This window comes from Bradyrhizobium sp. AZCC 1588 (genome assembly GCF_036924735.1).
In the GTDB taxonomy this organism is placed as follows: Bacteria; Pseudomonadota; Alphaproteobacteria; order Rhizobiales; family Xanthobacteraceae; genus Bradyrhizobium.
The window spans coordinates 2,481,917-2,494,818 of record NZ_JAZHSC010000001.1 but is presented as its reverse complement, the minus strand read 5'-3'; the positions used below and the strand labels follow the sequence as shown (position 1 = coordinate 2,494,818).

The 12,902-nt window shown below is 64.7% G+C and carries 12 protein-coding genes and 1 tRNA gene; 3 read left to right on the top strand and 10 right to left on the bottom strand.

What is annotated here, in order from left to right:
• Positions 1-2: 2 nt before the first annotated feature.
• The 5 genes from V1277_RS11680 to V1277_RS11660 form a co-directional block, all read right to left on the bottom strand.
• The gene (locus tag V1277_RS11680) at positions 3-899 is read right to left on the bottom strand and encodes an alpha/beta hydrolase (protein WP_334416278.1); all 897 of its coding nucleotides are present in this window, start codon (positions 897-899) and stop codon (positions 3-5) included.
• Between the two features lie 13 nt (positions 900-912).
• Positions 913-1,638 (bottom strand): ABC transporter ATP-binding protein, encoded by a 726-nt coding sequence (locus tag V1277_RS11675; protein WP_334416277.1) that lies wholly within the window; start codon positions 1,636-1,638, stop codon positions 913-915.
• Entirely contained in the window at positions 1,635-2,768 is a 1,134-nt protein-coding gene (locus tag V1277_RS11670) for an ABC transporter permease (RefSeq protein ID WP_334416276.1), read from the bottom strand. The genes V1277_RS11675 and V1277_RS11670 overlap by 4 nt, the downstream gene beginning before the upstream one ends.
• Positions 2,769-2,779: 11 nt before the next feature.
• A complete protein-coding gene (locus V1277_RS11665; protein WP_334416275.1) occupies positions 2,780-4,009 on the bottom strand; it encodes an acyltransferase family protein in 1,230 nt (409 codons plus the stop codon).
• A gap of 146 nt (positions 4,010-4,155) precedes the next feature.
• Positions 4,156-5,493 carry a PQQ-dependent sugar dehydrogenase gene (locus V1277_RS11660; RefSeq protein WP_334416274.1) on the bottom strand — a complete coding sequence of 446 codons (1,338 nt, stop codon included), beginning with the start codon at positions 5,491-5,493 and terminating at the stop codon, positions 4,156-4,158.
• Between the two features lie 208 nt (positions 5,494-5,701).
• Here V1277_RS11660 and V1277_RS11655 point away from each other — a divergent pair, with 208 nt between their 5' ends.
• Entirely contained in the window at positions 5,702-7,141 is a 1,440-nt protein-coding gene (locus tag V1277_RS11655) for an MATE family efflux transporter (RefSeq protein ID WP_334416273.1), read from the top strand.
• A gap of 96 nt (positions 7,142-7,237) precedes the next feature.
• On the opposite strand, the gene V1277_RS11650 is transcribed toward V1277_RS11655, so the two are convergent.
• The 5 genes from V1277_RS11650 to V1277_RS11630 all read right to left on the bottom strand — a co-directional run bounded on the left by V1277_RS11650 (position 7,238) and on the right by V1277_RS11630 (position 10,217).
• A complete protein-coding gene (locus V1277_RS11650; protein ID WP_334416272.1) occupies positions 7,238-7,714 on the bottom strand; it encodes a hypothetical protein in 477 nt (158 codons plus the stop codon).
• A 127-nt stretch (positions 7,715-7,841) separates the two neighbouring features.
• On the bottom strand, positions 7,842-8,243 hold the full coding sequence (locus V1277_RS11645; RefSeq protein ID WP_334416271.1) for an SRPBCC family protein: 402 nt from the start codon (positions 8,241-8,243) through the stop codon (positions 7,842-7,844).
• A 132-nt stretch (positions 8,244-8,375) separates the two neighbouring features.
• A complete protein-coding gene (locus V1277_RS11640; RefSeq protein WP_334416269.1) occupies positions 8,376-8,735 on the bottom strand; it encodes a VOC family protein in 360 nt (119 codons plus the stop codon).
• Positions 8,736-8,789: 54 nt separating this feature from the next.
• Positions 8,790-9,629, bottom strand: a complete 840-nt coding sequence (locus V1277_RS11635; protein WP_334416268.1) for a helix-turn-helix transcriptional regulator — start codon at positions 9,627-9,629, stop codon at positions 8,790-8,792.
• A 9-nt stretch (positions 9,630-9,638) separates the two neighbouring features.
• Positions 9,639-10,217, bottom strand: a complete 579-nt coding sequence (locus V1277_RS11630; RefSeq protein ID WP_334416267.1) for a methylated-DNA--[protein]-cysteine S-methyltransferase — start codon at positions 10,215-10,217, stop codon at positions 9,639-9,641.
• A 196-nt stretch (positions 10,218-10,413) separates the two neighbouring features.
• Between V1277_RS11630 and V1277_RS11625 the strand changes: the two genes are divergently transcribed.
• Together V1277_RS11625 and V1277_RS11620 are read left to right on the top strand one after the other, a co-directional pair.
• A tRNA-Gly gene (locus V1277_RS11625) sits at positions 10,414-10,487 on the top strand.
• Positions 10,488-10,745: 258 nt separating this feature from the next.
• Positions 10,746-12,821 (top strand): methyl-accepting chemotaxis protein, encoded by a 2,076-nt coding sequence (locus tag V1277_RS11620; protein WP_334416266.1) that lies wholly within the window; start codon positions 10,746-10,748, stop codon positions 12,819-12,821.
• Positions 12,822-12,902: the final 81 nt, after the last annotated feature.

The window sequence follows — 12,902 nt, the reverse complement described above, 5'->3', positions numbered from 1 at the left end:
CCTCAGTCGCGCACGTCAGAGATAAACTCGCCGATCTGCGCAATCGCGCGATGGGCCTCAGGCAACACCGGCACGAACAATTGCCAGACGTGCGGCATCCGCCGCCAGACCTCGAGCTTGCTGCGCGGATTGTGTGACCGAAGATTCTCCACCATTCGGACAGCGTCGTCCCTGAGAATTTCGTCGCTGCCGACCTGAATAAGCACCGGCGGCAATCCGGCGGGATCGCCGTAGAGCGGCGAAGCATAGGGCGTACGCGGATCGGCTCCACCGAGATAGAGCTTCGCCAGATCGGGAAGATCCTCGACGTTCAGCATCGGATCGGCCGCTGCATGCGTCTTCAGCGAAGCGCCGGTGAGGGCCAGATCGGTCCAGGGCGACAAGGCGACGGCCGCGGCAGGAAGCGGCTTGCCATCGTCACGGAGCCTCAATAGCAAGCCCAGCGCCAGGCCGCCGCCGGCCGAATCTCCCGCTACGAACAACTGGCGGCGATCTGGCGTGTTATCGACGAGCCAACGATAGCCCTCCACGGCATCCCCTAGCGCTGCCGGAAAAGCGTGTTCCGGAGCAAGGCGGTATTTAAGCGCCCAGACGCGCGCTTGCAAGGCGTCGGCAATCCGCCAGAGGAAGTGCCGGTAATAGACCGGCGCGCCGGAAACATAGGCGCCGCCGTGGAGATAGAGCACGTTGCGTTCGGGTCGGGATGCCGGCGTGGTAACCCGGTGAAACCGCACCCGACCGGCCTCGATCTCGACCGTTGCGCTCCGGGCGGGCGGATGCGGCACAAACCGCTCCATCGCACGCATGTTCCGCCGCCATTGCTCGACATCGAGACTTCCGCCGCGCCGCTTGAGCAACATGCGAATACCGATGCGCAAGAGTTCGGCTCGCAGGCTCATGGCGGCCCTGCGCTCAGGCTCTGAACGGCACGGCTGTGGGCATGCGCGGGCGGTCGGTACGCTCCTGCACGATTAGACCGTCCTCGATCTCGACGATGCGATCGGCGTAGGGGACGACGCGCGGATCGTGGGTGACGACCAGCACCGCCCGCTCACGCTCATGGGCGGTATCGGCGAGAATACGCATGATGCTCTGGCCGTTTTTTCCGTCCAGTGCCCCGGTAGGCTCGTCGGCAAGAACGACGGAGGGGTTTGCGACGAGAGCCCGCGCGATGGCGACCCTTTGCTGCTCGCCGCCGCTGAGCCCGCCCGGCAAACTGTCCACCTTTTGCTCGAGCCCGACCATTGCAAGGGCCTCCCGCGACTTCTGCGCGGCGCGCCTGCCGTGCTCGCCGCGGATATCCAGCGCCAACTGCACGTTCTGGGTCGCAGTCAGCGTCGGGAACAAATGATAGGACTGGAATACGAAACCAACATGCTCGCGCCGAATCCTGGCGAGCGATTCCTTGTCGGCGTTGGCTGTCGGCGTACCGCATACGGTGACGCTGCCCGAACTCGGCGTCAGCATGCATCCGAGGACTAGAAGCAGCGTAGTCTTGCCGCTCCCCGAAGGGCCCATCAGCAATGTCAACTCGCCCCGCCGCAGCGCGAGATCGATGCCACGCAACGCGTGCACCTCGCCGGCGCCGCGACCCAGCGTCTTCTCGACCGACTTGGCCTCGACTACATGGTCATTCATCGCATGAACACCGTGGCTGGATCGATACGAACGACACGGATGATTGCCCCAATGCCGGATGCTACGCACATCACCACCGTCAGCGCGAACAACGCCGCCATCAGCCATGGCGTGATGACAATCGGCAACGCGCTTTTGGCGGTCATCTGGACGACGATCGAGCCGATTCCGGCGGCGATCGCAAATCCGATCACGGCGTTGATGAGTGCCTGATAGATGATCACGGTGTAGATATAGGCGTTCGAGGAACCCATCGCGCGCAGGGTGGCGAATTCGGTCAGATGATCCTTGGTGCTGGAGTAAAGCGTCTGCGCGACGATCACGGTGCCGACGATCACTCCGAGCAATGCGCCGGCAAACAGCGCGGCTCCGGCCCCCGTGCCAAACAGCCAGAACGACCGGCTGCGGCCGCGGAAATCGTCCGACGTGAGAACCTCTGCATCGCCGACCTGAGCGCGAATGGCGCTGAGCGCCTTCTCCCGATCGGCATCGCTTTTCAGCCGAACCAGAACGCTGCTGGCGCGATCGCGCGGCGTTCCAGTGTAGTTGCGCGCGTTTTTCAAGTCCACAAACACGTACGGCGTCGTGGCGAACGAGCGGATGCCGTCGGTGATCGCGACCACGCGTACTTTGCGTCCGCGGATTTCTGCCGTCGAGCCGACGCCGCTGACACCGAGCCGGTCAAAATAGGAGCGGTCGACCGCAACGTTTGCTCCTTGCGTCAACGTCTGCACGTTGCCGTCCACCACGTTGAACGGTTGCAGGCTGCCGTCGCGCAGGTCCGCGCTCACAATGAAGACCGGCGTCACTTCGCCGCTTTCCAGGCGCCAGTCCGAGAAGCCGATCACGAGTGGGACGGCCCAACTAACGCCTTCCATGGTGGCAACGCGGTCGCGCAGCTTGACGTCGAGCAGCGAAGGGTCCTCGAAGCATTTGGCGCCCTTGGGCAGGATCCACAAATCGGCCGAGGCATGGTCGATCATCGTCGTGACCATTCGGCCGAACCCGAGGAACAGGCCCATCTGGATCATGACGAGGACGACCGAGAAGACAATTCCGACCATGGTTGCGACGAAGCGAAGCCGATCGTGGAACAGGTTGCGGGACGCAAGTGTCAGTACCAGCGACATGTCGGCATCCGTTATCGCGGTTGATTGGCGATGGCTCTCTCGTCTCGTGGCTCGGAATGGCGCGAAACGAGAGCTCTCACGCCGATTCTTGTTCCGGCGCTTGCAGCCAGACTTATGGCGAGCGCAGCGGCAAAAACGATCGTCGCCTTGCCGATCGCGTTGAGATCGACATCAAGCAACGCGTATTGCAGCCACACGACCACGACGTAATGCAACAGATAGATGCTGTAGGCATTGCTGGAGAGGTTATCGAGCAGGCGGTCGCGCGATTGCAGTAGCCGAAGGCAGATCGCGAGCAGACACAGGGCGGCGGCCGCGGAAGCAACTGGAAACGCCAGTGCCGAAGCCAGACGAAAGAGCGGGGCGCTCGCCTGCCACTCCGGCAAGGTCAGCGACGTGAGCCCGCCCCATACGGACATGCTGGCGATGGCGGCCGCAAGCCAGGCCAGCCAGTGACGTGCAAGCGGTCCATCGGGACGCAGCAAGCTGTGCTCGGGGCCGTAGCTGCCGATCGCAAATCCGGCGAAGAAATAGACCACGTAGTGCAGTGGCCGGCTGAGCTGAAATGAAAATGGGCCGAGAAAAGTCCACTCCCACGGCGTGAAGACCATCGCCAGCGGCACATAGGCCAGCGCGGAGAGCGCCGCCAGCCCAATGAAGAACATTAGCGGGCGATCGGCAACGCGGGCGACGAGCGCGCTCAATGCCCGAAGCCAATGCGGCGCGAACGCGTGGAGGGCGGCCGCAACGGCGCCCAGCAGAAAGATCTGCCACAAAAACCATTGCGGCCCTGCAGGCCACATCGGAAGCGCGCGCCAGTGTTGCCAAAAGGTGCCGAAGGAGGGATCGGCCGCGGTCAGCCGATAGGACGCGAAGTAGGCGAGAGGGCTAAGAACGCCGACGGCAAAAACGAACGGCAGGCCGATCCGCCACGAGCGCTCCAAGGTGTAGGTGCGAGGCCCCTTGCGGCCAAGGCTGGACGGCGTGAACAGACCGGCCAGCAAAAACATCAGCGACATCAGGCTGACATCCTGCCACGCGCAAAACAGATCGAAGCCGAACCAGCGCTGGCTATCGAGGATTGGGAATGCAATCCAGCGATAGGGCGGTGCGTCGAACGGAAAGGGATCAGCCGGTTGCGATGCGAGGTACGGCAGCACGGAGTGAAACGCGACCACGATGACGATGGTAATCGCGCGCAGGTTGCTGAGGGGTACGTTGACCTGTGGTAACACGGCCATTCGTCCACGCCGCCATCCCACTGATTTGGGAACCGGCAGGGGTTCAACGTGGAGCCGGCGCGCTCGTTCCCGCTAACGTGCGGAACTCCGCCCCTTTCGGGAGTGTGGTCCCGCAGCCGGGTCGGCCTTGGGAGACCGTGTTGCTGTTACCGCGATGCCGACCTCGCCGCCGGCGTCACGCGCCAGATCGTGTTGCCGACATCGTCAGCCACCAGCACCGCGCCCTGCTTGTCGAGCCGCAGCCCGACCGGGCGGCCCTGCGCCTGGCCCTTGTCGTTGAGGAAACCGGTGAGCACGTCCTGCGGCGGTCCGGATGGCCTGCCATCCTTGAAGGGGACAAAGATCACCTTGTAGCCCGAGGGGGGCTTGCGATTCCACGAGCCGTGCTGGCCGATGAAGGCGCCATTGGTCATTTCGGGCGGGAACAGATTGCCAGTGTTGAAGGTGAGCCCGAGCGAGGCGGTATGCGCGCCGAGCGCATAATCCGGGGCCATCGCCTTCTGCACGAGATCGGGCCGCCGCGGCTCGACGCGGGTGTCGACATGGTCGCCAAAATAGCTGTATGGCCAACCGTAGAACGCGCCGTCCTTCACCGACGTCATGTAATCGGGCACCAGGTCGTTACCGATCTCGTCGCGCTCGTTGACCACGACCCAGAGTTCGCCGGTCACTGGATTCCAGGCCGGGCCATTCGGATTGCGCAGGCCCGAAGCGAACACGCGCCATTGACCGGTTGCTCGATCGACCTCCAGTATCGCCGCGCGATCCTTTTCGGCATCCATGCCGTTTTCACCGACATTGCTGTTGGAGCCGACCGTTGCATAGAGCTTGGTGCCGCCAGGGCTGGCGGTGAGATCCTTGGTCCAGTGATGGTTGAGGGTGCCGGCCGGCAGGTCGGCAAGCTTGACGCCGGGCCCGCCGATCTTGGTGTCGCCTTCGCGATAAGGGAATTTCATGATCGCGTCGGTATTGGCGACATAGAGCGCGTCGCCGACCAGCACCATGCCGAAGGGCGAATTCAGCCCGCTGATGAAGGTGCTTCTCAGCTCGGCAACGCCGTCGCCGTCGGCATCGCGGAGCAGCGTGATGCGGTTGGCGCTGGGAACGCCGGCGCCGGCCCAGTTCTGCGCCTGCTTGTAGATGAAGCCCTTGATGCTCATGCCGCCGCCCTGCTTCGGCGGCGCGTTGCTCTCGGCGACCAGCACGTCGCCGTTCGGCAGTGTGTAGACGGTACGCGGATGTTCAAGGTCGAGGGCAAAGGCGCTGACCGTCATGCCGTTTGCGGCGGTCGGCGTGGCGCCGTTCGGCCAGCGCTTGACGGTTGCGATGTCCACCGTCGGGATCCAGGAATGTTCCGGTGGCGGCAGGTTGGGCGAAGGACCATAGCTCTGCGCCACGGTCGCGGTCTCCTTGGGGTCGCTGCAGGCGGCCAGTGGCAGCGCCAACGCGCCGACGCAGATGGCCAGAAGGAGGGGCTTGCGCATGGCAGGGTTCTCCGGGATATCGCCCGTACAATGCAGTGCCGGCCCGAACGTTCGTGTTCCGGCATGAATTCCCTGTGAAACGGCCGGCCGAAGGCCCGCCACGCAATCCCGCAGGCCCCCATTGCGCCCCGTGCACGTGGAATCAGGCTTCGCCATGCTAGGAAGCAGCGCGCCGCGGCTTGGCTAAGTTCGCGCGCGGGGAGCAGAAATGTCCGATCTCGGCGTTGCCGAAATTCCCGTAGACGAGGCTGAGCGTCCGCTTCCGCCACCGGCAGCGCCGGCGAAAAACGCGCTGCTCGACGGTCCGATCCTGCGCACGCTTTTGTGGCTGGCCTGGCCGAACGTGATCGCGCTCACCGCGGGCACCTGCGTCGTCATCGCCGAGACCTCCTATATCGGCCGTCTGGGCGTGGAAGCGCTCGCCGCGATGGCGCTGGTGTTTCCAACCGTGATCCTGACCATGACCATGTCGGGCGGCGCCATGGGCGGCGGCGTGGCATCCGCGATCGCGCGTGCGCTCGGCGCCGGAGACCTCGACCGCGCCTCCACCCTTGCCGCGCACGCGCTGCTGATCGGCCTCTGTTTCGGGTTGGCCTTCATGCTGGGCATGCTGATCTTCGGCCCCAAACTGTTCGAACTGCTCGGCGGCCGCGGCAACGTGCTGACCCAGGCGGTGGCCTATGCACAAATCTTCTTCGGCGGCGCCGTGGTGCCGTGGCTGATGAACACGATGTCGGGCATTCTGCGCGGCACTGGCAACATGAAACTGCCGTCGCTGCTGATGCTGTCGTCGGCGATTTGCCAGATCATTCTCGGCGGCACGCTGGGCTTGGGGCTCGGCCCGATCCCGCAATTCGGCATGCGCGGCGTCGCGGCCGGTTCGTTGATTGCTTACCTGATCAGCATCGCCGTGATGTCCTGGTATCTGTTTTCCGGCCGCGCGCGCGTCGTTCCCAAGGTCAGGGGCCTTCGTATTCAGTGGTCGATGTTCATCGACATCCTGAAGGTCGGGGCCATCGCCTGCTTCTCGCCGCTTCAGTCGGTGCTGACGATCAGTATCTTCACCCACATGCTGGCGAGTTTTGGCACCGAAGTCCTCGCCGGCTACGGCATCGGCGCGCGGCTCGAATTCATGCTGACCTCGATCTCATTTGCGGTCGGCATAGCCTCGGTTCCGATGGTCGGTATGGCCGTCGGCGCGCAGCGCATCGCGCGGGCCCGCAAGATTGCCTGGACGGCGGGGCTCGTCGCATTCGCCTCGGTCGGCACATTCGCGACCTTCATCGCAATCTTCCCCGACATCTGGGTCAACCTCTTCACCGACGATGCGGCCGTGCGTGCCGCGAGCCGTCAATATCTTTCGACAGCGGCGCCGATGTACGCCTTCCTCGGCCTTGCCACCGCGATGTACTTCTCCTCGCAGGGCGCGGCCAAGGTGATCGGCCCGGTGATGGCGCAGACCGCGCGGCTGTTGTTCATCGGCGCCGGTGGCTGGTGGCTGTTGACGCACGACGCCACCGCGCAGAGCTTCTTCATGCTGGCGGCGGCCTCCATGGTGCTGCTCGGCGTGCTCTCATGCGCGAGCGTGGTGCTGACGCGCTGGGGGCCGAAGCAGCGGGTGCCCGCGGTTAGTCCGGCGCTGTCGTAACGATCGTCATTGCGAGCGAAGCGAAGCAATCCATCTTTCCGCTAGCGGAGATATGGATTGCTTCGTCGCTTGCGCTCCTCGCAATGACGGTGACGACTACCGCCGCCGGTGACGCCGGCCCGATCGGCCGCCGCCGACATTGGCCATGCGCATCAGTTGCGGGACCATGCTCATCAGCTCGCCGCCGCCAGCGCCACCGAGCATGCCCATCAAATCGCCGCCGCCCGCGCCGCCCAGATTCATGCCGCCAGCGTTCACACCGTAACCCTCGGGCACGTAGCCGCCGCCAAAGCCGCCGGGGATACCACCGCCCATCATGCCGCCGAGCCTACTGCCACCGCCTTCCATCATGCGGCTCATCATCGGGCCCATGGTCTGCATCATCATGGCAAAGCGGCGCTTGCCCATCTTCGCCTTCATCATTTCCAGCATCGGCGCCATCTGCGTCATCATGTCTGAGCCGTCACCGCCGCCGCCGAAGCCGGCAAATTGCGCCTTTGCCGGCGTCGACGTCAGGGCGAACAGCAACAGCAGCGTGGCCGCCTGGCACACCACCTTGTCAGCTCCCGTCACGGTCCTGCTCCTCATGCGCCGGCGGCCGCGGACGCGGCGCCATTCGGACGCACGCGCCGAGGCTAGGAGTGGGCAGGGAGCCAATCTGTGAGAAGGATCACGCCAGCTAGCTAGTGCCGGTAATGCATCATGCCGCGCTTCGTCCGAACGCCTTCTGCATGGCAAGCACGCCCTGGTCCATCTGTGAGGAGACGTAGGGCGCGATCTCGTTCGGCAATACGTCGACGATCCAGACCAATCGGCTGCGCGCGTCGCCATCAGCGAACACCTGGGCGGACGCGCTATAATGCTTCACACGCTCGCTGTTGATCGCATAGACCAGCCGCATTCGCTCGTCGTCGCAATCGACCAGCGTCTCGCGCGCGACGGTGCCGTTGGCGAAGGTGACGATGCGCGCATCGCCGTCGAGCTTGGTGTCGGTGACGAACCCCGGCACCAGCCGGGTATGCAGCGCGCCGAAATCGCGCAATGCGTCCCAGACGTCGTTGGGGGAAGCGTCGAGGGCGATGTCTTTGTGGATGGAGGCCATGTTCAAATCCGTTGTTGGGGTGTCGTAGGGTGGGCAAAGGCGCTTGCGCCGTGCCCACCATCTCTCGAAGGCTCGTGCATGCGGTGGTGGGCACGCTTCGCTTTGCCCACCCTACGCACTGCCGATGGCGCGCTACGTACAAACCGCCTCGACATTGTTGCCATCGGGGTCGATCAAAAACGCAGCGTAATAGGTTGGGCTGTAATCCGCGCGCAGTCCGGCGCCGCCATTGTCGCGGCCGCCGGCCTTCAGGCCTTCGGCGTGGAATTGCTTGATCGCCGCATGATCCTTGGCGCGGAACGCGACATGCGCGGCGGAGCCTGAAGATCCCTTGTGCAGATGCAGCCAGAGCGCGGGCGCGCCCTTCGGGCCGAAGCCTGCGCCGGAATCATCCCGCGAGCACAGCACGAAGCCGAGGGGCGCGAGCGCTGCCGTATAGAAGCGCACGCTGGCGTCGAGATCGCCGACGCGCAATCCGATGTGGTCGTACATGACATTCTCCAGCAAAAAAATGCCGCGAGCTCGCGCGGCCTGGAGAAAGCCTAATCAGTGGAGGGCCAGCCGTTCTTGGAAAATCTTGCGCATGCCCCGCGAGGCCTGGCGGAATTTCAGCGGCGAGGCTCCCGCGGCGCGATGGAAGGTGCGCACGAAATTCGAGAGGTCGGCAAAACCGACGTCATAGGCGATGTCGGTGATCGGGCTGTCGTCGTCGGCCAGGCGCCGCGCAGCATGGCGCAGCCGCGAGCGCACCAGATATTGGTGCGGGGTGACGCCGAGCGCTTGCGAGAACAGCCGCAGGAAGTGGAACGGGCTGATCCCGGCCTCGGCCGCAGCATCCTCCAGGTTGATCTGACGGTGCGAATTGGCATCGATCCACAGCGCGGTTTCCACCGCGCGGCGGCGGTCGCGCGCCGCATCAGGACCGGATTTGCGGGCCTTGCCGGAAACCACCTCGACAAAGCGGCTCGCCAGCACCTGACCGATCTCGTCGAGGCCGATGTCGCTGCTGCCATCTGCTGCCGACTGTGCCAGTTCGCCAAGCACGACGAGCTCCGGCAGCGGCGGCGCGGAGCCGATCTGCCATGGCGACCGGCTGTCGCCGATGGTTTCCACCAGCTCGGGGGCAAAGAAGAACGACAGGCACTCGTCACCGCAGACGTGCTCGTGGGTACAGGTATATTCGTCGCCGGGATGGCCGATCAGCACCGATCCCACCACCAGTTCGCTGCATTTGCCGCGGCTGCGCAGGCCGAAACTGCCTTTGCCCACATAGGAAATCGAATGACCGCCATGCTGCTCCGCGAACGGCTTGTCGCCCGGTCCCGCGGTGCAGCGAAAGTCGAAGACGGATATGGATTTGCGTTCAAGAAGCGTGGTCGCGATCATCCCGCCTACTTAAGGATGCGGGCGCGGCGGTGCAACCGGCAGCAGCACGTCGAACAATGTCTTGCCGGAGGTCTGGCTGGCGCCCTCGATCGAGAGCAGCCGCCGCTTGGAGATCGCCCCGCCAAAGGCTGAGATCTTGTCGGCATAATTGCCGGCTTCAAGCACGCGATGGCACGGCACGATGATCATGAAGGGGTTGCGGCCGACCGCTCGCGCCACCGAATAGACCGCGCCTGAAGCGCGAAGGCTGGCGGCCACTTCCGCATAGGTCCGCGTCTCGCCGCGCGGGATCGCGCGCGTATAGGCATAGACGCGCTGGTTGAAGGCGGGAATGCCGGTCATATCGAGCGCAACGTCGGACAGATCGCGCGCCGCCCCGCGCGACAGCGCGATGATGCCTTCGATCGCGACCTGGACATTTGCCGGCGGGCGAAGCTCGCGGGCATCAGGATAGAGCTGATAAAGCCGCCGCCGCGTGTCGATCTCGCGAACTTCCGGGAGCTGCACGCCGATAATGCCCGCCGGGCTCCATGCGACCCCGCAGCGGCCGATCGCCGTATCAAAAATGCTGTAGCCACGCCCCGTCATACGCCACCAATCCCAAACGCGAATCATACCACCGCCCGGACGAATCGCATGGAATTTTGGCGAAGTCGACAGCGAGCAAGACGGCCAATGGAACAGCTTGGCGAATGGCGCGCGGTCGGCTAATCATGGCAGCATGATCCGGAAAAGTCGTCGCCGGTTTTCCGACAAGATCATGCTCGATACGAAAGTGCGGCCCGCGGGCGTAGTTCAATGGTAGAACGGCAGCTTCCCAAGCTGCATACGAGGGTTCGATTCCCTTCGCCCGCTCCAATTCCCGGCCCTGCCGGCTACGGATTGCGCCAGGCTGTCGTTAGAACAGCACGCTGTCAGGCTCGCGATGATCTTGCGGCGGTCCTGAAGCCTTGAGCCTTCCATTCATCAATAAAGCAGAGTCCTGATCGCCGTCGGGATAGCCGCACCACGACATTTGAGACGCTAACCCCGTAATACTACCGGCCTCGATTTAAGCCGGCCTTAGTCCGTTCTGCCTACGTTGCCCGCTTCTCCCTGGCAGAGTGGAAACAAGAAATGCGGATCGGTCGGCTATTTGCACTATCGATGCTTTCGGTGACGGTCCTGGCGGTCGTCCTCGGCGCCGGGGTCCTTGTCCCGCAATACCGCACCTTTGCCAGCAAGAGCGAGGCGATCAAGACCGTGGAGGCCTATGGCGCGGTGCTGGCGGTTGGCCAGCAGGTCGCCGGCTATCGGGCGCCCTATGTCGGCCCGCTGTTCAAGGAAACGGCCGCGACACCCGAGCAGATGGAGACCGTCGCGAAAGCGGTGCAGGCGGCCGATGCAGCGTTCGCCAGGGCGCGAACGGTGGTTGGCGCGCTCAACGATGGCGCAGCGATTGTCCAGAGCCTGAACCTGGCGGCGGCCAAGCTTGCCGAGGTTCGCGCGGCGAGCGATCGCGCGCTGAGCCTGCCGATGAGCGGGCGCGACCCGGCCGCGGTCAAGGGCTTTCTGCCGGGCATTGCCGCCGTTGTCGGAATCCTCGAGCCGCTGTCGAACCGGCTGGAAAACCAGGTGGCGATGGCGGATGCGTCGCTGACGGCGCTGCTGAATGTCGCCCGCACCGCGCAGGATCTGCGGATCTCCGCCGGCGGCCGCGCCGCCACCATGTCGCTTGCGATCAGCACGCGTCGCCCGCTCACGGCGGCTGAAATTTCCATCACCGACCGCGCCCAGGGCCGCGTCGATCTCGACCGCGAGCGGATCGAGGCCGGCGTCGATCAGATCGGCAGTCCGCCGCGGCTTGCCAAAGCGATGAACGATGCCATCGAGGGCTATTTCGCTAAGGCCGCGCCATGGCTTGAAAAGGAGATGGCGGCTGGGCGCGCCGACGGCAACTACGGTATCAATTCGGATCAGCTTGCCAGAACGATCGTGCCTGCGGTGCAGGCCTTCTTCGCGGTGCGCGATGCGGCGCTCGCGGAAGCCGCGGAGCGTGCAGGGGCCGCGCGCGATGGCGCGCTGACGATGCTGGCGCTTGCGGGTATCGCCGTCGTGGCGTTGCTCGCCGTGCTTGCCGGCGTCACCGTGATGCTGCGGCGGCGCGTGATCACGCCGCTGGCAAACTTGACCGGCGTGGTCGGCGAACTCGCAGCCGGCCGGCATGACGTCACGATCCCGACCATCGAGCGTGCCGACGAAATCGGCGCCATGGCGGGCTCGCTGCAGGTTTTCAAGGACGCCCTTATCGCCAAACAGGCCGCCGACGAGGCGGCCGCGGTGGAAGCCGATGTAAAAATCCAGCGCGGCCAGCGCGTCGACCGGATCACCAGCGATTTCGAGGCGATGATCGGCGAGATCATCGAGATCGTGTCGCAGGCGTCGACCGAGCTGGAAGCCTCCGCCGGCACGCTGACGGCAACTGCGGAGCGTTCCGAAGAGCTGACCACCGTGGTTGCGGCGGCATCCGAAGAAGCCTCCACCAACGTGCAATCGGTGGCATCCGCCACCGAAGAGATGGCATCGTCGGTCAACGAGATCAGCCGTCAGGTCCAGGGCTCGGCGCGCATCGCCAGCGAGGCGGTGGAGCAGGCGCAGAAGACCAATGACCGTGTTGCCGAACTCGCCAAGGCTGCCGCCCGCATCGGCGACGTGGTGGAGCTGATCAACACCATCGCGGGCCAGACCAACCTGCTGGCGCTGAATGCCACCATCGAAGCGGCGCGAGCCGGCGAGGCGGGGCGCGGTTTTGCGGTGGTCGCCTCCGAAGTGAAGGCGTTGGCCGAGCAGACCGCGAAAGCGACCGGCGAGATCAGCCAGCAGATATCGGGCATCCAGGCGGCGACGCAGGAATCGGTCGGCGCCATCAAGGAGATCGGCGATACCATCGGACGGATGTCGGAGATTGCCGCCACCATCGCCGCCGCCGTCGAGGAGCAGGGCGCGGCGACCCAGGAAATATCCCGCAACGTGCAGCAGGCCGCGAACGGCACGCAGCAGGTCTCCGCCAACATCACGGACGTGCAGCGCGGTGCCAGCGAGACAGGCTCCGCCTCCGCCCAGGTGCTATCAGCGGCAAGATCGCTGTCCGGCGAAAACGACCGGCTGAAGCGCGAGGTCGGCAAATTCCTCAGCTCGGTGCGCGCCGCCTGAGCCGCGCTAGCGAGGGGGAAATAGCGGACGACTCTCGGTCCTCGTCATTCCGGGGCGTGCGAAGCACGAGCTACGATGTGC

What these genes read in the sequence shown, in the direction of transcription:
- V1277_RS11660 (WP_334416274.1), bottom strand. Translation starts at nt 5,493, where the DNA reads ATGCGCAAGCCCCTCCTTCTGGCCATCTGCGTCGGCGCGTTGGCGCTG.
- V1277_RS11640 (WP_334416269.1), bottom strand. Translation starts at nt 8,735, where the DNA reads ATGTACGACCACATCGGATTGCGCGTCGGCGATCTCGACGCCAGCGTG.
- V1277_RS11675 (WP_334416277.1), bottom strand. Translation starts at nt 1,638, where the DNA reads ATGAATGACCATGTAGTCGAGGCCAAGTCGGTCGAGAAGACGCTGGGT.
- V1277_RS11680 (WP_334416278.1), bottom strand. Translation starts at nt 899, where the DNA reads ATGAGCCTGCGAGCCGAACTCTTGCGCATCGGTATTCGCATGTTGCTC.
- V1277_RS11665 (WP_334416275.1), bottom strand. Translation starts at nt 4,009, where the DNA reads ATGGCCGTGTTACCACAGGTCAACGTACCCCTCAGCAACCTGCGCGCG.
- V1277_RS11645 (WP_334416271.1), bottom strand. Translation starts at nt 8,243, where the DNA reads ATGGCCTCCATCCACAAAGACATCGCCCTCGACGCTTCCCCCAACGAC.
- V1277_RS11635 (WP_334416268.1), bottom strand. Translation starts at nt 9,629, where the DNA reads ATGATCGCGACCACGCTTCTTGAACGCAAATCCATATCCGTCTTCGAC.
- V1277_RS11655 (WP_334416273.1), top strand. Translation starts at nt 5,702, where the DNA reads ATGTCCGATCTCGGCGTTGCCGAAATTCCCGTAGACGAGGCTGAGCGT.
- V1277_RS11620 (WP_334416266.1), top strand. Translation starts at nt 10,746, where the DNA reads ATGCGGATCGGTCGGCTATTTGCACTATCGATGCTTTCGGTGACGGTC.
- V1277_RS11670 (WP_334416276.1), bottom strand. Translation starts at nt 2,768, where the DNA reads ATGTCGCTGGTACTGACACTTGCGTCCCGCAACCTGTTCCACGATCGG.
- V1277_RS11630 (WP_334416267.1), bottom strand. Translation starts at nt 10,217, where the DNA reads ATGACGGGGCGTGGCTACAGCATTTTTGATACGGCGATCGGCCGCTGC.